General features: G+C 71.6%; 22 protein-coding genes. 10 read left to right on the forward strand and 12 right to left on the reverse strand.

Annotated features, from left to right (window positions below):
• Positions 1-7 precede the first annotated feature (7 nt).
• The 7 genes from ACFUJY_RS28330 (at position 8) to ACFUJY_RS28360 (ending at position 8,992) form a co-directional block, all read left to right on the forward strand.
• The gene (locus tag ACFUJY_RS28330) at positions 8-2,020 is read left to right on the forward strand and encodes a protein meaA (protein ID WP_383304881.1); all 2,013 of its coding nucleotides are present in this window, start codon (positions 8-10) and stop codon (positions 2,018-2,020) included.
• Positions 2,017-2,982, forward strand: coding sequence for an HpcH/HpaI aldolase/citrate lyase family protein (locus tag ACFUJY_RS28335; protein WP_383304883.1), 966 nt, complete (start codon positions 2,017-2,019; stop codon positions 2,980-2,982). The genes ACFUJY_RS28330 and ACFUJY_RS28335 overlap by 4 nt, the downstream gene beginning before the upstream one ends.
• A gap of 1 nt (position 2,983) precedes the next feature.
• Positions 2,984-3,517 (forward strand): MaoC family dehydratase, encoded by a 534-nt coding sequence (locus ACFUJY_RS28340; protein ID WP_383304885.1) that lies wholly within the window; start codon positions 2,984-2,986, stop codon positions 3,515-3,517.
• Complete coding sequence (locus tag ACFUJY_RS28345) at positions 3,514-4,719, forward strand: acyl-CoA dehydrogenase family protein (protein WP_383304887.1); 1,206 nt, start codon at positions 3,514-3,516, stop codon at positions 4,717-4,719. Before ACFUJY_RS28340 ends, ACFUJY_RS28345 begins: the two co-directional genes overlap by 4 nt.
• Before the next feature lie 181 nt (positions 4,720-4,900).
• Entirely contained in the window at positions 4,901-5,548 is a 648-nt protein-coding gene (locus ACFUJY_RS28350; protein WP_383304889.1) for a phosphatidylserine decarboxylase, read from the forward strand.
• Positions 5,535-6,389, forward strand: a complete 855-nt coding sequence (gene pssA / locus ACFUJY_RS28355) for a CDP-diacylglycerol--serine O-phosphatidyltransferase (RefSeq protein ID WP_018100354.1) — start codon at positions 5,535-5,537, stop codon at positions 6,387-6,389. The genes ACFUJY_RS28350 and pssA overlap by 14 nt, the downstream gene beginning before the upstream one ends.
• 233 nt (positions 6,390-6,622) lie before the next feature.
• Entirely contained in the window at positions 6,623-8,992 is a 2,370-nt protein-coding gene (locus ACFUJY_RS28360) for a discoidin domain-containing protein (RefSeq protein ID WP_383304891.1), read from the forward strand.
• Between the two features lie 73 nt (positions 8,993-9,065).
• Here the strand turns inward: ACFUJY_RS28360 and ACFUJY_RS28365 are convergent, their stop codons facing one another.
• From ACFUJY_RS28365 to ACFUJY_RS28390, 6 genes are all read right to left on the reverse strand, one after another.
• Positions 9,066-10,316, reverse strand: coding sequence for an ABC transporter substrate-binding protein (locus ACFUJY_RS28365; RefSeq protein WP_383304893.1), 1,251 nt, complete (start codon positions 10,314-10,316; stop codon positions 9,066-9,068).
• The gene (locus ACFUJY_RS28370; protein ID WP_383304895.1) at positions 10,313-11,404 is read right to left on the reverse strand and encodes a branched-chain amino acid ABC transporter permease; all 1,092 of its coding nucleotides are present in this window, start codon (positions 11,402-11,404) and stop codon (positions 10,313-10,315) included. The genes ACFUJY_RS28365 and ACFUJY_RS28370 overlap by 4 nt, the downstream gene beginning before the upstream one ends.
• Entirely contained in the window at positions 11,397-12,287 is an 891-nt protein-coding gene (locus ACFUJY_RS28375) for a branched-chain amino acid ABC transporter permease (protein WP_383304897.1), read from the reverse strand. The genes ACFUJY_RS28370 and ACFUJY_RS28375 overlap by 8 nt, the downstream gene beginning before the upstream one ends.
• Positions 12,284-13,066, reverse strand: a complete 783-nt coding sequence (locus tag ACFUJY_RS28380) for an ABC transporter ATP-binding protein (protein ID WP_383304899.1) — start codon at positions 13,064-13,066, stop codon at positions 12,284-12,286. Before ACFUJY_RS28380 ends, ACFUJY_RS28375 begins: the two co-directional genes overlap by 4 nt.
• Positions 13,054-13,854, reverse strand: coding sequence for an ABC transporter ATP-binding protein (locus ACFUJY_RS28385; protein WP_383304900.1), 801 nt, complete (start codon positions 13,852-13,854; stop codon positions 13,054-13,056). The genes ACFUJY_RS28380 and ACFUJY_RS28385 overlap by 13 nt, the downstream gene beginning before the upstream one ends.
• A 234-nt stretch (positions 13,855-14,088) precedes the next feature.
• Positions 14,089-15,204 carry a glycerate kinase gene (locus tag ACFUJY_RS28390; RefSeq protein WP_383304902.1) on the reverse strand — a complete coding sequence of 372 codons (1,116 nt, stop codon included), beginning with the start codon at positions 15,202-15,204 and terminating at the stop codon, positions 14,089-14,091.
• Between the two features lie 126 nt (positions 15,205-15,330).
• Here ACFUJY_RS28390 and ACFUJY_RS28395 point away from each other — a divergent pair, with 126 nt between their 5' ends.
• Entirely contained in the window at positions 15,331-15,822 is a 492-nt protein-coding gene (locus ACFUJY_RS28395; protein ID WP_383304904.1) for an NUDIX domain-containing protein, read from the forward strand.
• 17 nt (positions 15,823-15,839) lie between these two features.
• On the opposite strand, the gene ACFUJY_RS28400 is transcribed toward ACFUJY_RS28395, so the two are convergent.
• Positions 15,840-16,040: a type II toxin-antitoxin system VapB family antitoxin gene (locus tag ACFUJY_RS28400; RefSeq protein ID WP_164398721.1), complete on the reverse strand. Its 201-nt coding sequence runs from the start codon at positions 16,038-16,040 to the stop codon at positions 15,840-15,842.
• A 41-nt stretch (positions 16,041-16,081) separates the two neighbouring features.
• On the opposite strand from ACFUJY_RS28400, the gene ACFUJY_RS28405 reads away from it, so the two are divergent.
• Both ACFUJY_RS28405 and ACFUJY_RS28410 read left to right on the forward strand, forming a co-directional pair.
• A complete protein-coding gene (locus tag ACFUJY_RS28405; RefSeq protein WP_383304906.1) occupies positions 16,082-16,723 on the forward strand; it encodes a class I SAM-dependent DNA methyltransferase in 642 nt (213 codons plus the stop codon).
• A 239-nt stretch (positions 16,724-16,962) separates the two neighbouring features.
• A complete protein-coding gene (locus ACFUJY_RS28410; RefSeq protein WP_383304908.1) occupies positions 16,963-17,547 on the forward strand; it encodes a TMEM165/GDT1 family protein in 585 nt (194 codons plus the stop codon).
• A gap of 67 nt (positions 17,548-17,614) precedes the next feature.
• Here the strand turns inward: ACFUJY_RS28410 and ACFUJY_RS28415 are convergent, their stop codons facing one another.
• The 5 genes from ACFUJY_RS28415 to ACFUJY_RS28435 all read right to left on the reverse strand — a co-directional run bounded on the left by ACFUJY_RS28415 (position 17,615) and on the right by ACFUJY_RS28435 (position 23,706).
• Positions 17,615-18,115, reverse strand: a complete 501-nt coding sequence (locus tag ACFUJY_RS28415) for a methylated-DNA--[protein]-cysteine S-methyltransferase (protein ID WP_383304910.1) — start codon at positions 18,113-18,115, stop codon at positions 17,615-17,617.
• Positions 18,112-19,602 carry an AlkA N-terminal domain-containing protein gene (locus tag ACFUJY_RS28420; RefSeq protein WP_383304911.1) on the reverse strand — a complete coding sequence of 497 codons (1,491 nt, stop codon included), beginning with the start codon at positions 19,600-19,602 and terminating at the stop codon, positions 18,112-18,114. The genes ACFUJY_RS28415 and ACFUJY_RS28420 overlap by 4 nt, the downstream gene beginning before the upstream one ends.
• 99 nt (positions 19,603-19,701) lie before the next feature.
• The gene (locus ACFUJY_RS28425) at positions 19,702-21,414 is read right to left on the reverse strand and encodes an aldehyde dehydrogenase family protein (RefSeq protein WP_383304913.1); all 1,713 of its coding nucleotides are present in this window, start codon (positions 21,412-21,414) and stop codon (positions 19,702-19,704) included.
• Positions 21,415-21,451: 37 nt separating this feature from the next.
• Positions 21,452-22,753: an MFS transporter gene (locus ACFUJY_RS28430; RefSeq protein ID WP_383304915.1), complete on the reverse strand. Its 1,302-nt coding sequence runs from the start codon at positions 22,751-22,753 to the stop codon at positions 21,452-21,454.
• Between the two features lie 29 nt (positions 22,754-22,782).
• Positions 22,783-23,706, reverse strand: a complete 924-nt coding sequence (locus ACFUJY_RS28435; protein WP_383304916.1) for a TauD/TfdA dioxygenase family protein — start codon at positions 23,704-23,706, stop codon at positions 22,783-22,785.
• Positions 23,707-23,805 lie beyond the last annotated feature (99 nt).

The following is a 23,805-nucleotide window of genomic DNA, read 5'->3' on the forward strand; positions in this document are numbered from 1 at the left end:
TCCGGCCATGACGGAACGTCAGAAGGACCGCCCCTGGCTCATGCGGACGTACGCGGGCCACTCCACGGCCGAGGCGTCCAACGAGCTCTACCGGCGCAACCTCGCCAAGGGCCAGACGGGTCTGTCGGTCGCCTTCGACCTGCCGACCCAGACCGGATACGACCCCGACCACGTGCTGGCGCGCGGCGAGGTCGGCCGGGTCGGCGTGCCCGTGTCGCACCTCGGCGACATGCGCCGGCTGTTCCAGGACATCCCCCTGGAGCAGATGAACACCTCCATGACGATCAACGCCACCGCCATGTGGCTGCTGGCGCTCTACCAGGTCGTCGCGGAGGAGCAGGGCGCCGACCCCGGCAAGCTCCAGGGCACCACGCAGAACGACATCGTCAAGGAGTACCTGTCGCGCGGGACGCACGTCTTCCCGCCCGGGCCCTCGCTGCGGCTGACCACCGACATGATCACGTACACGGTCAACCGCATCCCCAAGTGGAACCCGATCAACATCTGCAGCTACCACCTCCAGGAGGCGGGGGCCACCCCGGTCCAGGAGATCGCGTACGCGATGTCGACGGCCGTCGCCGTGCTCGACGCCGTCCGCGCCTCCGGGCAGGTGCCGGAGGAGAAGTTCGGGGCCGTCGTCGCGCGGATCTCCTTCTTCGTGAACGCGGGCGTCCGCTTCATCGAGGAGATGTGCAAGATGCGCGCCTTCGGCCGCATCTGGGACCGGGTCACCCGCGAGCGCTACGGCATCACCGACGCCAAGCAGCGCCGCTTCCGCTACGGCGTCCAGGTCAACTCGCTCGGCCTGACCGAGGCCCAGCCGGAGAACAACGTCCAGCGCATCGTGCTCGAAATGCTGGCCGTGACCCTCTCCAAGGACGCCCGGGCCCGCGCGGTCCAGCTGCCCGCCTGGAACGAGGCCCTGGGGCTCCCCCGGCCCTGGGACCAGCAGTGGTCGCTGCGCATCCAGCAGGTCCTGGCGCACGAGAGCGACCTGCTGGAGTACGAGGACATCTTCGCCGGTTCGCACGTCATCGAGGCCAAGGTGGACGAGCTGGTCGCCGACTCCCTGGCCGAGATGGACCGGATCGAGCAGATGGGCGGCGCCATGGCCGCCGTCGAGTCCGGCTACCTCAAGTCCGAGCTGGTCTCCTCGCACGCCGAGCGGCGGGCCCGGATCGAGGCCGGCGAGGAGAAGATCGTCGGCGTCAACGTCTACGAGACGACCGAGCCCAACCCGCTCACCGCCGACCTCGACGGGGCGATCATGACGGTCGACCCGGCCAACGAGGCCAAGGTCGTCGCCGCGCTCCACGAGTGGCGCGACAACCGCGACGAGCCCCGGGCCACCGAGGCGCTGGCCGCGCTGAAGAAGGCCGCCGCCGGCACCGGGAACCTGATGGAGGCGACCGTCGAGTGCGCCCGTGCCGGGGTGACCACCGGCGAGTGGTCCTGGGCGCTGCGCGACGTGTTCGGCGAGTTCCGGGCGCCGACCGGGGTGTCGTCCGCCCCGGTCGCGGTCACCGCCGAGGAGGGCTCCCCGCTCGCCCTCGTACGCGAGAAGACCGCGCGGACCGCCGCGGACCTGGGCGCCGGACGGCTGCGGCTGCTGGTCGGCAAGCCGGGCCTGGACGGGCACTCCAACGGCGCCGAGCAGATCGCGGTGCGGGCCAGGGACGCCGGCTTCGAGGTCGTCTACCAGGGCATCCGCCTGACGCCCGAACAGATCGTCTCGGCGGCCGTCGCCGAGGACGTGCACTGCGTCGGCCTGTCCATCCTGTCCGGCTCGCACGCCGAGCTGGTGCCGGACGTGCTGGCCCGGCTGCGCCGCACCGGGGCCGGCGACATCCCGGTCATCGCCGGCGGCATCATTCCCCCGGCCGACGCCGAGGCCCTGATCGGGGCGGGTGTCGCCGCCGTGTTCACCCCGAAGGACTTCGGTATCACGGAGATCATCGGCCGTATCGTCGACGAGATCCGGAAAGCGAACAAGCTCGACCCTCTGGAGGTCCCCGCATGACCACGCCCGTGAACCGCCTGCGCCCGCGCCGCTCGTGTCTGGCCGTCCCCGGCTCGAACCCGCGGTTCCTGGAGAAGGCCCAGGGCCTCCCGGCCGACCAGGTGTTCCTGGACCTGGAGGACGCCTGCGCGCCGCTCGCCAAGGAGGGCGCCCGCCACCACATCGTCGACGCGCTGAACAACGGTGACTGGACGGGTAAGACCCGGGTGGTCCGCGTCAACGACTGGACGACGCACTGGACGTACCGGGACGTCATCACCGTCGTCGAGGGCGCGGGGCCGAACCTCGACTGCATCATGCTGCCGAAGGTGCAGGACGCCCAGCAGGTCGTCGCGCTGGACCTGCTGCTGACCCAGATCGAGAAGACGATGGGCTTCGAGGTCGGGCGGATCGGCATCGAGGCACAGATCGAGAACGCCAAGGGCCTCGTCAACATCGACGAGATCGGCGCCGCCTCGCCCCGCCTGGAGACGCTGATCTTCGGCCCGGCCGACTTCATGGCGTCGATCAACATGAAGACCCTGGTGGTCGGCCAGCAGCCGCCCGGCTACCCGGCGGACGCCTACCACTACATCCTGATGCGCATCCTGATGGCGGCCCGCACCCACGACCTCCAGGCGATCGACGGGCCCTTCCTCCAGATCCGCGACGTGGACGCCTACCGCGAGGTCGCGGGCCGGGCGGCGGCGCTCGGCTTCGACGGCAAGTGGGTGCTGCACCCCGGGCAGGTCGAGGCGGCGAACGAGGTCTTCTCGCCCTCGCAGGAGGACTACGACCACGCCGAGCTGATCCTGGACGCCTACGACTGGTGCACCTCCGAGGAGGGCGGCAAGAAGGGCTCGGCGATGCTCGGCGACGAGATGATCGACGAGGCCAGCCGCAAGATGGCCCTGGTCGTCGCGGGCAAGGGCCGGGCGGCCGGCATGCAGCGCACCTCCAAGTTCGAAGCTCCGGAGGCCTGATATGCAGTTCGGGCGCACATACGAGGAATTCGAGGTCGGTGCGGTCTACAAGCACTGGCCGGGAAAGACCGTCACCGAATACGACGACCACCTCTTCTGCCTGCTGACCATGAATCATCACCCGCTGCACATGGACAGCAACTACGCGGAGCGCACGACCGATTTCGGCAAGAACGTCGTCGTCGGCAACTACATCTACTCGCTGCTGCTCGGCATGTCGGTGCCGGACGTCTCCGGAAAGGCCATCGCCAACCTGGAGATCGAGTCGCTGAAGCACGTGGCGCCGACCTTCCACGGCGACACGCTCTACGGCGAGACGACGGTCCTGGACAAGACGCCGTCGAGGTCCAGGAGCGACCGCGGAATCGTCTACGTCGAGACCAAGGGCTACAAGCAGGACGGCACGCTCGTCTGCGTGTTCCGCCGCAAGGTCATGGTCCCCACCGAGACGTACATCAAGGAGCGGGGCGGGGAGCAGCCCGGCCGCCCGGAGCTCAGCCAGCCTTCGCAGAAGAACGTGGAGAAGCAGTCATGACGCGACTCGCCCAGACGGCCGGGCTCACCGAGGTCCAGCAGGAGATCCTTTCGACGGTCAGGGACTTTGTCGACAAGGAGATCATTCCGGTCGCGACACAGCTGGAGCACCGGGACGAGTACCCCACCGAGATCGTGGAGGGGCTGAAGGAGCTCGGGCTTTTCGGGCTGATGATCCCCGAGGAGTACGGCGGTCTGGGCGAGTCACTGCTCACGTACGCGCTGTGCGTGGAGGAGATCGCCCGGGGCTGGATGAGCGTGTCGGGCATCATCAACACGCACTTCATCGTGGCGTACATGCTCAAGCAGCACGGCACGCAGGAGCAGAAGGACACCTTCCTGCCGCGCATGGCGCTGGGCGAGGTGCGGGGCGCGTTCTCGATGTCGGAGCCGGCGCTCGGCTCGGATGTCTCGGCGATCAGCTCGAAGGGCGTCAGGGACGGCGAGGAGTACGTCCTGAACGGCCAGAAGATGTGGCTGACGAACGGCGGCACCTCGTCTCTCGTCGCCGTCCTGTGCCGGAGTGACGAAGGACACCCCGAGGGCACCGCCCCGCACAAGTCGATGACGACGTTCCTGGTGGAGAAGGAGCCGGGCTTCGGCGAGGTCCGGCCCGGACTCACGATCCCCGGAAAGATCGACAAGATGGGTTACAAGGGGGTCGATACCACCGAGCTCATCATGGACGGACTGCGAATTCCGGCCAATCGCGTGCTGGGGGGCGTCACCGGCCGAGGGTTTTACCAAATGATGGACGGAGTCGAGGTCGGCCGGGTCAATGTGGCCGCCCGTGGCTGCGGCGTCGCTCAGCGTGCTTTCGAACTGGGCGTTTCCTACGCACAGCAGCGCCAGACCTTCGGAAAGCCCATCGCACAGCACCAGGCGATCCAGTTCAAGCTGGCCGAAATGGCCACCAAGGTCGAGGCCGCCCATGCGATGATGGTGAATGCGGCACGCAAAAAGGACTCCGGGGAGCGAAACGACCTGGAGGCAGGGATGGCGAAGTACCTCGCCTCCGAGTACTGCAAGGAAGTCGTCGAGGACGCCTTCCGTATCCACGGCGGCTACGGCTTCTCCAAGGAGTACGAGATCGAGCGCCTCTATCGCGAGGCCCCGATGCTGCTGATCGGTGAAGGTACCGCCGAGATCCAGAAAATGATCATCGGGCGCCGGCTCCTCGAGGAGTACCGTTTCCAGGGTTGATCGCCCCTTTCGTGGTGATTTGGCCGCGAAGAAGATCACACCCTGTCATCCTCAACCGGTGCCTTCCAGACGTCCGACTCGGCTGCTGGCTTGCCCAGTTGCGGTCAGCAACCGATAACATCGCCGGAAAAGCCGCCGTCCCCCGTTGCCAGCGCGGCTCAATCCGCTACGAAGGTCATCCATGCCCGACAGCCATACCTCTGCCTCACGCGGCCGGGTCCGCATCGCACGCGGAGCTTCGCCGTGGCTCCTGCCGACCGTCGCCACCGCCGCCCTCAGCCTGACCCGCGCCCGCCGGTCCGGGCGCTGGGCGGCCGTGGCCGTGCCCACCACCGCGCTCGCGGCGGGCATGCTCTGGTTCTTCCGGGACCCGGAGCGCGAGATCACCCGGGGGCGCGTCATCTCACCGGCCGACGGGGTGGTGCAGAGCATCATGCCGTGGAAGGACGGGCGGACCCGCGTCGCGATCTTCATGAGCCCGCTGAACGTCCACGTGAACCGCGCCCCGCTGGCCGGCACGGTGACGTCGGTGGAGCACGTGCCCGGGGGCTTCGTTCCCGCCTTCAACAAGGAGAGCGAGAACAACGAGCGCGTCGTCTGGCACTTCGACACCGAGCTGGGTGACATCGAGATGGTGCAGATCGCCGGCGCGGTCGCCCGGCGCATCGTCCCCTACATCCCGCAGGGCACGAAGGTGGAGCAGGGTGAGCGCATCGGGCTGATCCGCTTCGGCTCCCGCGTCGACATCTACCTCCCGGAAGGTGTGGACGTCGCGGTCGAGGTCGGCCAGACCACCACCGCGGGGGTGACTCGCATTGACCGTGATTGATCCCGACACACAGGCCGGCTGGGTTCCGGAGGCCGAGGCGGAGGACGACGCCGACGACATGCCGCTCTCGCTGCGGCTGTCGATAGCGGACACTCTCACCCTCGGTAACGCCACGTGCGGGTTCATGGCGGTGTACTTCACCACCACGGGCATCCTGATCCCGCACCTCACGGGGAGCGACGAGAGCGGCATGGCGCGGCACTCCGCCGCCACCGCCGTGATCCTCATGCTCATGGCGGCGATCTTCGACCTGTTCGACGGGCTCGTGGCCCGCAAGCTGCGTTCCTCGCCGATGGGCGCCGAGCTGGACAACCTCTCGGACCTCATCAGCTTCGGGCTCGCCCCGGCGTACTTCGTCCTCGTGTACGGCATGGTCGCGGACGACGCACACCAGCGGGTCTCGGCGCTCGCGGCGATCGTGGTGCTGCTCGCGGTGGTGCTCAGACTCGCGCGGTTCTCGTGCGTGACGTTGAAGGACGGCATGTTCCAGGGCATGCCGAGCCCCTTCGGAGCGCTCACGGTCATCTCGATCGTGCTCCTCGAGCTGCCCTTCGTCCCGACGCTGCTCGCGATCATCGGGGTGGCGTGGCTGATGGTCAGCCGGGTCGAGTACCCGAAGCCGCGGGGCGTCCTCGCGGTGGCGATGCTCGGCTGGATCGTGGCGGCGATGGGGCTCCTGGCGGCCTGGGCGCTGGACGCCCCCGGCGGTCAGCTGCTCCTCCAGACCGGCTGCGCGCTCCAGGTGGTCCTGGGTGCGGTCATCCCGCTCTTCGCGACCGCCCGCCGGGTGAACACCTTCCGCGACAACCGCCGCGAGGCGCGTGCGGCGCAGCTGCCGTAGCGGACGGCACGAACGACACGAGGGCCCGGATGCCGGCAAGGCGTCCGGGCCCTCGTGCGTGCTCCAGCGCTTCCCCCTCAACCCCCGCACAGCGCACATTCTTCCCATGTGAGCGTCGATTATTTGAGCTCGAACGACGAATTCTTGCGCAGCACCGTGGACTTCCTTGCGGCGGTGCTCCTAGCCTGTGGGACGTCCGCAGAGCCCCCACGAGCCGCAAGGACGACTTCGACGTGACTTCCCCACCCCGACGACCGCTGCTCAGGCGGTCCCTGTCCGCCTCCCTCTCGCTGGCACTCGCCGCGGTCGGCACCGCCGCCGCCGTGGTGCTGACCGGCGCACCGGCCGCCCAGGCCGCCGGCTTCCCCGCCCCCTCGCCGCTCTCCGTACCGGGCCGCGGCGCGACCGTCCCGTTCAAGGAACAGGAGGCCGAGTACGCGGCCACCAACGGCACCCTGATCGGCCCGGACCGCCGCTACGGCACGCTGCCCTCCGAGGCGTCGGGCCGGCAGGCGGTGACCCTGGACGCGGTCGGCGAGTACGTGGAGTTCACGCTGACCGCCCCCGCCAACGCGATGTCCTTCCGGTACTCGCTGCCGGACAACGCCGCCGGGACGGGCCGGGACGCCTCGATCGACGTACGCGTGAACGGGGCCTCGCCCAAGGCGGTGGCGGTGACCTCCCGGTACGGCTGGTACTACGGGGGGTATCCGTTCAACAACAACCCCGGCGACACCAACCCGCACCACTTCTACGACGAGACCCGGACCATGTTCGGGTCGACGCTGCCGGCCGGTACGAAGGTCCGGCTCCAGGTGTCGTCCACCGCCGCCTCACCGTCGTTCACCATCGACCTGGCGGACTTCGAGCAGGTGGGCGCGCCCGTCGCCAAGCCCTCCGGCGCACTGGACGTCGTCTCCGACTTCGGGGCCGACCCGACGGGGGCCGCGGACTCGACCGCCAGAATCCAGGCGGCGGTGGACGCGGGCAAGGCGCAGGGCAAGGAGGTGTACATCCCGCGGGGCACGTTCCAGGTGCGCGACCACATCATCGTGGACAAGGTGACCCTGCGCGGCGCCGGGCCCTGGTACTCCGTGCTGACCGGGCGCGACCCGTCCGACCGGAGCAAGGCCGTCGGCGTCTACGGCAAGTACGCCCGGGACGGCGGCAGCAGCGGCGTGACGCTGAGGGACTTCGCCATCATCGGTGACATCCGGGAGCGGGTGGACAACGACCAGGTGAACGCCATCGGCGGGGCGATGTCCCACTCGACCGTCGACAACGTCTGGATGCAGCACACCAAGTGCGGTGCCTGGATGGACGGCCCGATGGACGACTTCACCATCAAGAACAGCCGCATCCTGGACCAGACCGCCGACGGGGTGAACTTCCACTACGGCGTCACCAACTCGACGGTCACCAACACCTTCGTCCGCAACACCGGTGACGACGGGCTCGCCATGTGGGCGGAGAACGTTCCGAACGTGAAGAACAAGTTCACGTTCAACACGGTGATCCTGCCGATCCTCGCCAACAACATCGTCACCTACGGCGGCAAGGACATCACCCTGTCCGACAACGTCATGGCGGACACCATCACCAACGGCGGCGGCCTGCACATCGCCAACCGCTACCCCGGCGTCGACTCCGGCCGGGGAACGGCCGTATCGGGCACCACCACGGCCGCCCGCAACACCCTGATCCGGACCGGGAACAGCGACTACAACTGGAACTTCGGGGTCGGCGCGATCTGGTTCAGCGGGCTCAACGAACCGATCAACGGCAACATCGACATCACCGACAGCGAGGTCCTGGACAGCTCCTACGCCGCGATCCACCTCATCGAGGGCGCCTCCAACGGGCTGCACTTCAAGAACATCAGGATCGACGGCACGGGCACCTACGCGCTCCAGATCCAGGCCCCCGGCACGGCCACCTTCGACAACGTCACGGCGACGCACATCGCGCAGTCGAACCCGATCCACAACTGCGTCGGCAGCGGCTTCCGGATCACCCGGGGCTCCGGGAACTCCGGCTGGTACGCGGACCCGCCGGCCTGCACCGGCGTCTGGCCCGACCCGGTGTGGACCAACGGCGGCGTCCCGGGCGGCGGCACCGGCCCGACCGACCCGCCGACCGACCCCACGGACCCGCCGACCGACCCGACCGACCCGCCCGAGGAGACCGGCAACCTCGCCCAGGGCCGCCCTGTCACCGAGTCCGGCCACGCCGACGTGTACGGCGCGTCCAACGCGGTCGACGGCAACGCGAACACGTACTGGGAGAGCACCAACCACGCCTTCCCGCAGACCGTCACCGTGGACCTCGGCGCGGCCAAGTCCGTCAAGCGGCTCGTCCTGAAGCTCCCGCCGTCGTCCGCCTGGGCGACCCGCACCCAGACCCTGAGCGTGTCGGGCAGCACGGACAACAGCACGTACAGCTCCCTGAAGGGCGCGGCGGGTTACACCTTCGACCCGTCGAGCGGCAACCAGGCGACCGTCACCCTGCCGGGCACCTCGGCCCGCTATCTGCGGCTGACGTTCACCGCCAACACCGGCTGGCCGGCCGCACAGCTCTCGGAACTGGAGGCGTACACCAGCTGACCGGGCCGACGGGACACCGGCGGGCGGCACGCGAGGCGTGCCGCCCGCCGGGCGTTCTCCGCGCGGGTGGGCGCTACTTGACGGCGTAGGTCTTGGCCGCCGCGGCGGCCTCGGCCGGCCTGACCACCTTCAGGCCGCCGGGGACCTTGTCGTCCGGCTTCATGATGACGCTCTCCCGGGTGGAGGGCGCCGCCGGGTCGGTGAAGTCGTGGGAGACCCCGAAGTCGGTGCCGAATCCGGTGATGGTCAGCAGCGCCTTGTCGATGCCCTCGCGGGTGAGGTCCTTCGCCTCGCACGCCTTCTCCAGGGCCTCGCCGTACAGGTCGGCGGCCGTGTAGCCGGCGATGACGCCGTTGTCGAGACCGTCCTCGGGGTAGGCGGCGGCGTACTCCTTCGCCAGCTTCGCCGGGCCGGTGCCCGGATCGCCGATGGGCAGGGTGGACGCGGCGACGTAGTAGTCCCGCATCAGGGCCGGGCCGGCCTGCGTCTTCAGCAGCTGCGGTGCGTACGCGGAGTTGTTGCCGATGACCGGGACCTTGAGGCCGGTGGCGGCGGCGACCCCGACGAGCGAGGCCGCCTGGCGGGGGCCGGCGCTGACGACGACGGCCTTGACGCCCGCCTGCTTGAGGGCGGCGACCTGGGCGGTCATGTCGTTGTCCGTGGGCTTGATCTTCTGCTCCACGACGGTCAGACCCGCCTGCCCGGCCGCGTACTTGGAGCCGGCGAGCGCGTTCTCGCCGTAGTCGCCCTCGAAGTACACGTGGCCGATCTTGTCGCCCTTGGCGATGCGCTTCTCCGCGAGCAGATAGTCGATCGCGTTGATCGTCTCGACGTCGTACGTGGCGCCGATGACCCGGACGTACGTGCTGCCGAGCAGGTTCGCGGACCACGCCTGAGGCAGGACGAGGCCCTTGTCCTGGCCGTCGATGCGCTGCTCCACCGCCGCGACGAACGGGGAGCCGATGAACTGGACGAAGCCCAGCACCTTGGGCTCCAGCTCGGTGTATCCGGCGACGGCCTTCTGCGGGTCGTAGCCGTGGTCGCGCACGGTCAGCTCGATCTTCCGGTCGCAGATGCCGCCGGCCGCGTTGGTCTGCTTCACCCAGAGCTGCTGGGCCTGGGTGACGCTCTTGCCCAGCGAGGCGTAGACGCCGGTCATGTCGGTGAGCGCACCGAGCGCGATCGTGGAGTCGGTGACCCCCTCGCCGGTCTTCACCCCGCCCTCGGCCTTCTCTCCCCCGTCGGAGGACTTGGCCTTCTCGCTGCACCCCGTGAGGGCGAGGGCGAGGGCCGCGCACACGGCCCCGAGCACACGCAGTTTCATTTCTTCTCCCCTGAGTTCTTCGTCGGACGTGTCAGGCCGCCGGGCAGGAACAGGACCGCCGCGACCACCGCGGCGCCGTACAGGTAGCGCGATGCCTCGCCCGGGGTCAGGCCGCCCGTACCGGGGGCCGCGACCAGGGGCAGGGAGTCGCTGTAGTGCGTGAGGAGCTGGGGCAGCAGCGAGACGAAGGCTGCGCCGACGACCGCCCCCGCCACGGTGCCGAGCCCGCCGATGACGATCATGGCGAGGTATTCGAGGGACAGGACCATGCCGAAGTACTCGGGCACCGTCCGCTGGAAGACCAGGGCCAGGAGCACCCCGGCCAGCCCCGCGTACATCGAGGACAGGATGAAGACCCCGGCCCGGTAACGGGCCACCGGAACGCCCATCACACCGGCCGCGATGCGGTGGTCGCGGATGGCGTTCAGCGCCCGGCCCGGCCGCCCGCGAAGTACCCCGCGCGCGAACAGGCCGCTGAGGAGGAGGGCGAGCAGTGCCGCGTACCAGAGCTTCTCGGAGGACTGGAACGGCACCGCGGCCACCAGCACCTCGGTGTCGTCGAAGGTGAGGCCGAAGAGCGACAGCGGCGGCACCGAGCGGCCGTTGTAGCCGCCGGTGAGCGACGAGGCGTTGAACAGCACGTGCTGGCCGATGAAGATCAGCGCCAGCGTGGCGATGCCGAGGTAGGCGCCCCGCAGCCGTCCCGCGATCGGGCTGAACAGCCCGCCGGCGGCCCCGGCGAGGAGGACGGCCAGCACGGCGGCCAGCCAGCTGGGCAGGCCGAGTCCGGACAGGGCGTGCCCGTTCTCCGTACCGCTGTCCCCCGCCAGCACGCAGTAGCCGTACGCGCCCACGGCGAGGAAGAAGGCGTGGCCCATGGACAGCTGCCCGGTGGCCCCGGTCAGCAGGTTGAGCCCGATCGCGCCGATCGCGGCGGCCATCGCGAACAGCCCGGCCTGGAGCCAGAAGCGGTCCAGGTAGAAGGGAAGGGCGAGCAGCAGCACCGAGCCCGCCGCCCAGAGCCAGGTACGGGGGCGGCGCAGCCGGGCGGTGACGGCGTACCCGAGTGGAGTGGCGGTCTCAGACACGGGCCGGCTCCTTCGTGCCGAGGAGTCCGGCGGGGCGTATGAGCAGCACGATCACCATCACCAGGTAGGGGGCCAGGTCGCCGATGCCCCGGCCGAGGAACGACAGATCGCTCTGGTAGCCGGTGGCGAGCGATTCGGTGACGCCGACGATCAGCCCGCCGGCCAGGGCGCCGGTCGTGGAGTCCAGGCCGCCGAGGATGGCGGCGGGGAACGCCTTGAGCGCGGCGAGCGAGGTCGCCCGTTCCAGGCCGGGCGTGGGGAAGACGGTGAGGAACAGTGCGGCAACGGCGGCCAGCGCCCCGGCGACGGCCCAGGCGGCGAGCGAGACCCGGCCGAGCCTGATCCCCATCAGCGCGGCCGTCCGGGGGTTCTCGGCGGCGGCGCGCATCGAGACGCCCCAGGAGGTGAAGCGGAAGGCGAGCAGGAAGACGGTGATGAGGAGGGCGGCGGCGACGAACGCGGCGACCCGGGTCTGGGCGAGCGTGACCCCGCCGACGGTGAGGACCCGGTTGCCCCAGGGGTCGCCGAGCGCGAGCACCTCCGTGCCCATGCGCCGGGTGAGTTCGGTGGTCAGCAGGATGTCGACGCCGATGGTGACGATGGCGAGGACGCTGTGGTCGCTCCCCCGGTAGCGGCGCATCACCAGGAATTCGACGGCGGCGCCGACGACGGCCGCGCCGGCGATGCCGGTCGCGAGAGCGGGCCAGAAGCCGATGTCGTCGTGGAGCACGGCGGTGACGTAGCCGCCCGCGAGCAGCAGCGAGGCGTGGGCGAAGTTGACGACCTCGGTGGCCTTGAAGATGACGACGAAGCCGAGCGCGATCAGGGCGTACACCGAGCCGATGGACAGGCCGCCGAGGAGGAGTTCGATGAAGGTGGTCATTGCGGTGCCCCTAGATAGGCTTGGACGACGGCCGGGTCGTTCTGGACCTCGGCGGGGGTGCCGCCGGCGATCCTGCGTCCGAAGTCGAGTACGGTCACGGCGTCCGCGAGCCGCATCACCACCCCCATGTCGTGCTCCACCAGCACGATCGAGATGCCGAGGCCGTCGCGGACCCCGGCCACGACCGCCGCGGTGCGCCGGCGTTCGTCGGCGGTCATACCGGCGACGGGTTCGTCGAGCAGCAGCACCTGCGGCTCCATGCACAGCGCGCGGCCCAGCTCGACCAGCTTCTGCTGCCCGTACGGAAGTGCGCTCGCCGGGCGGTCCAACTCCGTTTCCAGGCCGATGAATTCGGCGATCTCGCGGACCCGTTCGCGGTGTGCGCGGGCTTCCCGGGCGGCGGCCGGCAGCCGTAGCCCCGCAGCCAGGAAACCGGCCCGGGTGAGCCGGTGCCGGCCGAGCATGAGGGTGTCGGCGACGGTGGCGTACGGAGGCAGCGCGAGGTTCTGGAAGGTCCGGGCCACCCCGAGCGCGGCGATCCGGTGCGGGGCGAGCCCGGTCAGCTCGGTCTCCCCGAGCCGGACGCTTCCGGAGGCCGCCCGGTACACCCCGGACAGCACGTTGAAGGTGGTCGACTTGCCCGCTCCGTTGGGGCCGATGACGGCGTGGACGCTGCCCGGCTCGACGGTGAACGAGATGCCGTCGAGGGCGGTGAGGCCGGCGAAGCGGACGGTGACGTCCTGGACGGTGAGCGGGGCGGGGGCGGTCACGCGGACCACCTGCTCAGGGTGCGTACGGCGGTGCCCGCCGTCCGGTCCGCGTCGGCGGCGGCCGTCTCGTCCACGACGCCCAGGTAGCGGCGGCGCACCTCGTCGGAGGCGGCCAGTTCGCCGGCGGGCCCGTGCAGGGTGACCTCGCCCACCTCCAGGACGTACGCCGTGGTGGCCAGGCGCAGGGCGATCGACGCGTTCTGCTCCACGAGCAGGACGGAGGTGCCGGAGGCGTTGATCTCGCGCACCGTGTCGGCGATGCGCTGCGCCATCAGGGGCGCGAGGCCGAGCGAGGGCTCGTCGAGCAGGAGCAGCCGGGGCCGCGCCATCAGGGCGCGGCCCATGGCCAGCATCTGCTGCTCGCCGCCGGAGAGCAGCCCGGCGCTCTGGTGGGCGCGGCGGGCGAGCACGGGGAAGAGCTCATGGACGCGGTCCAGCGCCTCGGCCGCCGCCTTGCGGCCGCCGTCGGCGCCGAGGGCTCCGGCGCGCAGGTTGTCGGCCACCGTCATGCGGGCGAACACCTGCCGGCCCTCGGGCACCTGGACGATCCCGGCGGCCACCACCCGGTCGGGCCGCAGCCCGTCCAGGGGGCGCCCGTCGAACCGGATGGTGCCGGCGCCGGTCCCGCCGTGGAAACCGAGGGTCCGTGAGACGGCCCGCAGCAGGGTGGTCTTGCCGGCGCCGTTTCCGCCGAGCACGGCGGTGATCGTGCCGTCCGGGACGTCGAGGTCGATGCCGCGCAGTGACCGTACGGGGCCGTAGGCGACGGAGAGTGCGCGGATCTCGAGCGTGGGCATGGGGGTCCTCCTCCTTCCGCGGTTTCTGTGTTGCCACAGGTCAGCAGGGGGAGGAGGGGGGCGTCCATGGGGGGTGGGGGAAGCGTTGCGGGTGCCCCGGGTGGGCGGGGGTGGGGTTGTGCGGGCGCACAGGGCGGGAAGGGGCGGGCCTTGTCCCCTACCCGCCCCTTCCCGAAACCGGGGATCCGCCCCGGACCCCGCTCCTCAATCGCCGGAGGGGCTGAAAAACCAGCCTCAGACCAGGAAGTCGCGTGCGATCGACTCCGCCGCGCGCTCGAGGAGCGGCCCGGCCTGCGCCATGCACACCGCCGGATCCGGTTCCAGGTCCAGCAGCGCGTACGCCCGCCGGATTCCCGCACCTTCCAGCGCCTCCGGCGACAGCGCCAGGCGGCCGCACACCGCCACCACGTCGACCCCCGCCGCCCGCGCCGCCGCCGCGACGCCCGCCGGGGCCTTGCCGTGGAGCGTCTGGGCGTCGAGGGAGCCCTCGCCGGTGATGACGAACGTCGCCCGGTCCAGCGCGGGGGCGAAGCCGAGGACGTCGAGCATGACCTCGATCCCGGGGCGGAAGCGCGCGCCGAGCGCGACCAGCGCCCCGTAGCCGATGCCGCCGGCCGCCCCGGCGCCGGGGAGTTCCGCCTGCGCGGGGCCGAGAATCGAGGCGTAGTGGGCGAGCGCCGCGTCGAGCGTCGCGATGTCCGCCTCCGTCGCGCCCTTCTGGCGGCCGTAGACCTCCGGTGCGCCCTTCGGACCGGTCAACGGGTTGTCGACGTCGCTGGCGAGGACGAGGTCGATGCCGGCGAAGCGGGCGTCGAGACCGGACAGGTCCGCGTCGGCGAGGTCCGCGAGGCCGCCGCCGCCCGGCCCGACCGGCTTTCCGTCCGCGTCGAGGAACCGCGCGCCGAGCGCGGCGAGCATGCCCGCCCCGCCGTCCGTGGTGGCGCTGCCGCCGACGCCGAACACGATGGTCCGGGCCCCCGCTTCGACCGCGGCGAGCAGGAGCTCCCCGGAGCCGTACGTGGTGGCCGTGAGGGGCGCGAAGACACCGTCGGGCAGGTGCTGGAGGCCGGACGCCTCGGCCATCTCGACCACCGCGGTGGTCCCGCGCACCGCGTACGCGGCGGTGACGGGGTCGCCCAGGGGGCCGGTCACCCGCGCCTCGCGGCGCTCGAAGCCGGCGGCCACCGCCGCCGCCACCGTGCCGTCGCCGCCGTCGGCGACCGGCAGGGTCTCCACCCGTAGGCCGGGGACGACGCGCCGCAGCCCGGCCGTCACCCGCTCCGCGACCTGCACGGCCGTGAGCGAGCCCTTGAACTTGTCCGCCGCGACGAGCACGCGTGCGGTCTCCATCACTGCTCCGTCCGTCACCATGATTCCCTTTGCATTCGAACAGGCAGTCGCGCCGCCCCGACCCTATCCGTCGCACCCCTTATCTGCCCATGGCCTGATCGATCAAAGTGGGCCTACGCTGACCTTATGACCACCACTGACTACGCTACGTACATCGCCGGCCTGCCCAAGGTCCTCGTGGGAGCCGCCTGCATCTTCCGGGACGCGAGCGGCCGGGTGCTGCTGGTCGAGCCGAGTTACCGGGAGGGATGGACGCTGCCCGGCGGGACCGTCGAGTCGGCCGACGGGGAGGGTCCGCGGCAGGGCGCGCGCCGCGAGTCGCTGGAGGAGATCGGGCTCGACATCGAGCCGGGCCGGCTCCTCGTCGTGGACTGGACACGCGGCAGCGGCCGGCCGCCGATCGTGGCGTACGTGTACGACGGCGGCGTGCTGGACGAGGAGCAGCTGAAGGCGATCCGGCTCCAGGAGTCGGAGCTGCTGTCGTGGAAGCTGGTCGAGCCGGCGGAGATCGACCGGTATCTGATCGGTGCGCGCGCCGGGCGGATGCGCGCGGCGCTGGAGGCTCTGGAGTCGGGCACGGGCGCCGTGGAGCTGGAGGACGGCCGCCCCGTCGGCTGAGGCCGGGGGCAGCCCGGTCAGCCCTGGGTGTCCGGCGGCCTCGTCTCGTCCTCGCGCCTGGTCTCGTCGCGTGCCGCGACCCGGGCCTCGGTGCGGTGGCCGCGCGCGATGTAGTCGCGCACGACGAGTTCGACCGCGTCCTGCGGGTTGCCGACCCCCGCGAGCACCATCACTTCGACCACGAGTTCCGCATCGAGGCTGATCGCTACCTTCGCCATGGCGCGACGGTAGCACCGCGCGTCCGGGTACGGTCCCGGGCATGACCCTCCACGCCACCCGGGCCTCGTACGACACCGTCGCGGCGGACTACGCCGCGCTGCTCGCGGACGAGTTGGCCGCGAAGCACCTGGACCGGGCGATGCTCGGCGCCTTCGCCGCGTATGTGCGCGGGGCCGGCGGCGGGCCGGTCGCCGATCTCGGCTGCGGGCCGGGGCGGGTCACCGCGTACCTGCGGGGCCTGGGCCTCGACGCGTTCGGCGTGGACCTCTCGCCCGGCATGGTCGCCGAGGCCCGGCGGCGCCACCCGGGCCTGCGGTTCGAGGTGGGGACGATGGCCGCGCTGGACCTGCCCGACGGCTCGCTGGGCGGGGCCGTCGCCTGGTACTCGCTCGTGCATACGCCGCCGCGGGAGCTGGGGCCGTACGTGGCCGAGTTCCGCCGGGTCCTGGCCCCCGGCGGCCACCTGCTCATCGCCTTCAAGGCGGGCGACGACGAGGGCGTGCGGCTCGGGCACGCGTACGGGCATCCCGTCGACCTCGACGTGTACCGCTTCGACCCGGACCGGGTGGCCGCGCTGCTCGGCGCCGCCGGGTTGGAGTCGCGGGCCCGGCTGGTGCGGGCGGCGGACCCGGCGGAGCGGACCCCGCAGGCGTTCCTGCTCGCCCGGCGGCCCGCCGGGTGAGGTAGTGTGGACGGCTGCGAAGGGGAGTAGCCCCGCAAACCGGTCGTCGACACACTGGAGCCTCGCGGTTCCCGGTGGCCGGGCTCGTGGATCATCACGGGTGGGCGAGACCTTCGGTCAGGTGTGACACGCCCACGCCCTGTGGGCGGTGCCGTCATGCCGGGCCGAGTGGTCCTCCGAAACGCCGACCGGCACTTCGCGGAGATCCGGGGCCCGGCTCGTACAGAAAGCCACCCGAAATGCATCTCGACCCCCTGGCGATCATCACCGCTTTCGGGCTGATCTTCCTCGCCGAACTCCCGGACAAGACCATGTTCGCGTCGCTCGCCATGGGCACGCGCATGCGCCCGCTGTACGTCTGGTTCGGCACCTCGTCCGCGTTCATCGTGCATGTCGCGATCGCGGTCGGTGCGGGCGGGCTGCTCGGCCTGCTGCCCGACTGGATCGTCAAGCTGGTGTCGGCCTGTCTGTTCGCCTTCGGCGCCTTCATGCTGCTGCGCGGGGGCAGGGACGACGAGGACGACGAGGCGGGCCCGAAGACGGTGACCGGGTTCTGGCCGGTGTACTCGACGGCGTTCACGGCGGTGTTCATCAGCGAGTGGGGCGACCTCACGCAGATCACGACCGCCAACCTGGCGGCGAGCAACGGCACCTGGTCCACCGCGATCGGCTCGGCCGCCGCCCTGATGTCCGTGTCCGCGCTGGCGCTGCTCGCGGGCCGGTTCATCGCGAAGCGCGTACCGCTGAAGACCGTGCAGCGCATCGGCGGGCTGTGCATGCTGGGCCTGGCGATCTGGACGGTGACCGAGATCTTCACCGGCTGAGCGGCGGAGACGCCGTACGGCGAAGGGCCCCGCACGCGCGTGTGCGGGGCCCTTCGCCGTACGCGCTTCAGAACAGCGCCGGGGTGTTCTGCTCCGTGCCGTTCTCGAACGCCAGCAGGCGCTGCTTGCGGTCCAGCCCGCCCCCGTAGCCGGTGAGGCCGCCCGAGGCCCCGATCACCCGGTGGCAGGGGACGATGATGCCGACCGGGTTCTTGCCGTTGGCCAGGCCCACCGCCCGGGAGGCCCCGGGCTTGCCGAGGTTCTCGGCGAGTTCGCCGTACGAGCGGGTCTCGCCGTACGGGATGAGCCGCAGCTGCTCCCAGACGCTGCGCTGGAACGGGGTGCCGTCCAGGTGCAACGGCAGGTCGAAGTCGCGCAGTTCGCCGGCGAAGTAGGCGTCGAGCTGGCGGATGGCCTCGGTGAAGGGGCGGGGGTCGGGCTCCCCGAAGGTCTCCTCGGGGGGCCGGTGGCGCTGGGCGGTCATGTAGAGGCCGGCGAGGACGCCGTCGGTGGCGACGAGGGTCAGCGGGCCGTAGGGGCTGTCGGTGACGGTGTGCTGCCGGGTCACGGGGCACTTCCTTCCGCGTCCGGGAGATGGTTGATGGGGTGGTCGTCGACGGTCCAGAGGTACTGGACGGCGTACGCCCGCCAGGGGCGCCAGCCGGCCGCGCGGGCGGTGAGGGCGGCCGGGGTGGACGGCAGGCCGAGGTGCTGGGCGGACCGGCGGATGCCGAGGTCGGTCGGGAGGAAGGCGTCCGGGTCGCCGAGCGCCCGCATCGCGATGACCTCGACGGTCCAGGGGCCGAACCCGGGCAGCGCGGCCAGTTCGGTGCGGGCCCGCTCCCAGTCGGAGTCGGGGCCGAGGCGCAGCGAGCCGTCCGCCAGGGCCTGGACGAGGGTGGTGAGCGTACGGCGGCGGGTGCGGGGGAGGGCCAGCTGCTCGGGGTCGAGTCCGGCCAGCGCCCCGGGGTCCGGGAAGAGGTGGGTGAGTCCGCCCTCGGGGTCGTCCACCGGGGTGCCGTGTGCGGTGACCAGGCGGGCCGCGTGGGTGCGGGCGGCGGCGGTGGAGACCTGCTGGCCGAGCACGGCGCGGACGGCGAACTCGGCGCCGTCGACGGTCCGCGGCACCCGGCGGCCCGGTGCCGCGTCGACCAGCGGGGCGAGCAGCGGGTCGGTGCGCAGCTGTTCGTCCACGGCGACCGGGTCGGCGTCCAGGTCGAGGAGCCAGCGGCACCGGCTGATGGCGAGGGTCAGGTCGCGCGGGTCGGTGAGGGAGAGCCGGCAGGCGATGTGGTCGGGGCGCGGGGTGAGGGCCACGATGCCGTGGCCGTGCGGCAGGGTGAGGGTGCGGCGGTACGCGCCGTCGCGCCACTCCTCGACGCCGGGGACGGCGGTCGCGGCCAGGTGGCCGAAGAGGTTGCTGGGGTTGAGCGGGGCGCGGTACGGGAGGCGCAGCGTGATGACGCCCGGGGCGGCGGGTGCGGGCGCGGTGCCGGCGGCACGGGTGCGCAGCTCGCCCGGGGCGAGGGCGAAGACCTCCCGGACGGTGTCGTTGAAGGTGCGTACGGAGGAGAACCCGGCGGCGAAGGCGATCTCGGCCATGGGCAGCGCGGTGGTCTCGATGAGCACCCGGGCGGTCTGGGCGCGCTGGGCGCGGGCCAGGGCGAGCGGTCCGGCGCCGAGTTCGGCGACCAGCTGGCGTTCGATCTGGCGGGGCGAGTAGCCGAGCCGGGCGGCGAGGCCGGGTACGCCCTCGCGGTCGACGACGCCGTCGCGGATGAGCCGTATCGCGCGGGCCACCGAGTCGGCGCGGGCGTTCCACTCCGGTGATCCGGGGCTGGTGTCGGGGCGGCACCGCTTGCAGGCCCGGAACCCGGCCTGCTGGCAGGCCGCCGCGCTGGGGTAGAACGTCATGTTCTCGGCCTTGGGCGGCACGACGGGGCAGCTCGGGCGGCAGTAGATCCGGGTGGTCAGGACGGCGGTGAAGAACCAGCCGTCGAAGCGGGCGTCCTTGGACCGGACCGCCCGGACGCAGCGCTCGGTGTCGGTGTGCATGGTTCAAGGATGGGCCACCGGCGGGGTGGGTGGCTGGCGGAAATCCGACATGGGCGTCGGGCTGCCTGGGAGTGCCCGACGCCCCCTGTCTCTCTTGGATCAGCCGAGGAGCGCGGAGGCGAAGATGCCGGGCAGCCTCGTCGCCTTCGGGTCCGTGGTGTACGCGGTGAGGCGTTCCATGGTCGTGCGGCCGGTGCGGTTGGTGACGTAGTACGGCGGGCGCGGGGACAGGGACGGGGAGCCGGTGAGCAGGCCGCGCGGGGCGGGTGCGAAGGGGGCCCGGACGACCGTCTTCTCGACGTGCTCCAGCATGAACGCGTTGTGCACGAAGCCGACGCCGCTGCCGATGTCCTGGCGGCTGTGCCCGGGGAAGGCTCCCCAGGGCGTGTAGCCGAGCAGGAAGCCGAACGCCGACCAGCAGTTGACGCCCAGGGTGCCGTAGCGGAGGCCCGCGACCGCCTCCTCGACCGCGCGGCGGTGGGCGCGTTCGGTGCGGGGGTGGACGAGCAGGGTCGCGCCGAGGGTGCCGGGGAGCCGGTCGTTGGCGAACTCCGCCGCCGCGCGCAGGAAGGCGGGGGCGTCGGCGCCCGGCAGGCGTACGACGCCGAGGGCGCTGGCGAACACCTCGGTGTCGAGCATGGGGTCGCCCTCGTCGGTGATGTCCGGGACCAGGAGGCGGCAGGCGCCCTCCCCGTGGGTCTCGGCTTCGGGGTGGGCGCGGACGACCGCGTCGAGGCGGCCGGCGGCGCCGGGGTAGTAGTCGGCGCGGGGCGGCAGTGCGCGCAGGACCCGGCGGATCTCGGCGAGCAGCCGTTCGGTGCCGTCCCACTCGCGGGGGACCACGAGGATCTGGCTGGCGACGCAGTTGTGCCCGGAGTTGTTCATCTTGCTGGTGACGATGTGCTCGGCCTGGAAGCGGAAGTCCGCCGCGCTCCACGGCCCCGGGGCCACGATGCACGGGCTGACGCCGCCGAGTTCGCTGGTGAACGGCTTGTCGTTGAGCGGGGTGTCCTCGCGCCTGCGCCGCTCGGCCTGCTCGTCGGTGCCCCAGACGATCGCGTCGTGGGTGCGCTCGCTGCCGGTGACGTGGATGGTGTCGACCCCGTCGTGGGTGGTGAGGTAGGCGCCGGTCTCCGCCCCGCCGTCCACGAAGCGCACCCAGCCCTTCTCGATGAACTCGGCGAACACCTTCTCGAAGTGCGGGCGCAGGTAGGCGTTGACGGGGTTCATCTTGGCGAGGACGACCTCGCCCTCCGCGTACAGCTTGTGCAGGATGTCGAGGGGGGTGATCGCGGGGACGTTGCCCGCGCCCAGGACCAGGGCGACGGCCGGGCGGCCCGGGCGGCCCCGGTACTCCCCCGCCGCGTCGGCCAGCGTCTGCTCGCGGGTGGTCCCGGGGAGGGTCCACACCTCGGCGGTGAACCCGTTGAGCAGGAGGCGGTCGTACCCGGTGGCGGGGAAGACGTCGACCAGGACGCGTCCGCCGCGGTCGCGGACGGCCTCGGGGGCGACCGGGTCCTGTCCGGCGGCGAGCCTGCGCAGCACGTGGAGGTGGGCGCTCACCGTCTGGGCCAGGGCCCAGGGGGCGGTGACCCAGTCCTCGGCGGCCCAGGCCGAGTCGGCGGCGTATCCCTTGGCGGCGGCGGCGTCGGCGACCATGGCGGGCGCGGTCTCGGCGATGCGCGGGAGCATGCGCTCCAGGAGGGCGACGCGTTCGGGGAGCGGAGTGGCGGTCCAGGTGCCGGCCCGGTCGCGCAGGCCGGCGACGGCGAGGTCGAGCGGGCTGGTGTCGAGTGCGGGGGCTGCGCTCACGGGCGGGCTCCTTGGGTGGGTCCGGTGGAGGGAAGGGTCAGGGGGTCGGGCGGGGCGCGTCGCGGGCCGGGTCGATGAGCCAGAAGGATGCCGCGGCCCCCAGGGCGAGGAGAAGACCGGAGAGCACGACGGCGTTCTGGTAGCCGTCGGTCCCCTGGGCGTCGACGAGGGCGCCCACGACGGCCGGGGCGGCCAGTCCGGCCATGGTGACCAGGGCGTTCATGACGCCCAGGGCCCCGCCGGCCCTGTCCGGCGGGGCGAGTTCGCTGACGGTGGTCGCCGCGACGGCCGCGTACGAGCCGCCGGACCCGAAGCCGAGGGCGATCAGCACGGTCTTGGCCGTGGAGCCGTCGGCGAGCGGGACGGCCAGGCAGCACAGGGCGCCGAGCGCGAGCAGCGTGCCGCCGACCCAGCCCCGGGCGCGGCGGCTGCCGACGCCGCGCCGCATGAGCCGTCCGGTGACCCCGGCCTGGGCGAGCAGGACGACCGCGCCGATGGTCCAGGGGGCGACGACGACGGTGCCCGCCTCTCCTGCCGTGTAGCCGAGGGCGTTGCGGAGGTAGGACGGCAGCCAGACCAGCATCAGGGCGACGGTCCAGTAACTGGTGAAGTAGGCGAAGGTGGCGCCGGCCCAGGTGCGGCTGGTGAGGATCGCGCGGTACGGGACCGGGACGGCGTGCGCCTCCTCGCGTACCGGCGCCGGGGTGGTCTCCACGCGGTGTCCGCCGTCCGCGCCGAGCACCTTCCAGACGGCGGCCCAGACCAGCCCCACGCCCGCCAGCACCCACAGGGCGGTGCGCCAGCCGTGGTGCTGGATGACCCAGGACAGGCCGGGTGCGGAGGTGATCACCCCGAGCGTGACGCCCAGGGTGATCAGGGCGCCCGGCAGGTTGCGCCGGTCGTTGGGGAACCAGGCGAGGGTGGCCTGCTGCGCCACGGGGAAGGCCGGGCCCTCGGCCGCGCCCAGGAAGACCCGGGAGGCGACGAGGACGGCGAGGCCGCCGCCGATCGCGGCGGGCACCTGGGCCACGGACCAGAGCAGCGCCATGAGCAGCAGCAGGATCTTCGGTGAGATCCGGTCGGCGGCGAGACCGACCAAAACGGCCGCGACCGAGAAGAGCAGGAAGAACGCGCCGTTGACGAGGCCGAACTGAGTGGCGCTCAGGTGCAGGTCGGCCCGGATCTCGTCGGCGGCCAGACCGAGGACCGACTTGTCGGCGAAGTTGACCATCATGAAGACCACGAGGAGCACGGTCACCGTCCAGGCCCGGGTGCGGGTGCCGGCGGGTGCCACCGTTGCGGTGGGGTGCTGGGGCCGTTCGATCGGTGCCGCGGTCATGGGATCTCCTGGGAAGGGGTGCGGAAGGTTCAGGAGAGCGGCACGCCGGCGATGGCGATGCGCTCCATGATCCGGCGCTGCGGGAAGTAGTCGTTGATCGCGTAGTGCTGGGTGGCGATGTTGTCCCAGACGGCGATCGAGTCGGCCTCCCAGTGGAAGCGGACCTGGTACTCGGGGATGCGGGCCTGGAGGACCAGGATGTCGAGCAGTTCGCGGCTCTCGGCGTCGGACAGGCCGTTGATGCGGGTGGTGAAGGGCTCGTTGACGTAGAGGGTCCTGCGGCCGCTGCGCGGGTGGCGGACGACGACCGGGTGCTCGACCTGCGGCCAGGACGTGCGGAACGCGGCCTTCTGCTCGTCGTTCATGAGGGCGCCCCAGCTGGGGGCCCAGTCGTGTACGGCGGTGAGTTCGGCGATGCGGGTCTTCAGGTCGTCGGGCAGGTTGTCGTAGGCGGCGGCCATGTCCGCCCACATGGTGTCGCCGCCCGCCTCGGGCACCTCCACGGCGCGCAGGACGGAGCCGAGCGCCGGGTTGACCATGAACGAGTGGTCGCTGTGCCAGATGTTCTTGTTGCCGGCCGCCTTGGCGTCCTTGGCGAGGCGTGAGACGCCGGCCGTCCCGGTCTTCGGGAAGAACGGGTTGGGCTCGGGCGGGCCCCAGACACCGGACAGGGCGAGCTGGTGCTCGGCGGTGAATCCGGTCTGCTTGCGGAAGAAGATCACCTTCCATTCCAGCAGCGCCTGCCGCAGCTCCTCGGCGAGTTCGGCGGTGAGGGGGCGGGTCAGGTCGACACCGCCGAGCACGGCGCCGAAGTGCGGGGTGAGCGGGCTGATCTCGACCTGCCGGTAGGTGACCGGTGCGGCGCCGGGCGCGAGGCGTTCGAGGGTCCGGCTCCCGTAGTGCATGAGCGGCTTGTCGAGGACCGGCCTGGGGTTCGTGACAGCGGTCTGCATGGGTGTTCCCTAAGAATGGTTGGCGGTCCGGGGGGACCGGGTGTGGCTGATGGGTGTTTGCCGCTTGTGGCTCGCGAGGAATGGCCGCCCGGTCCTCCG

The organism is Streptomyces sp. NPDC057249, from assembly GCF_042669245.1.
GTDB lineage: Bacteria > Actinomycetota > Actinomycetes > Streptomycetales > Streptomycetaceae > Streptomyces.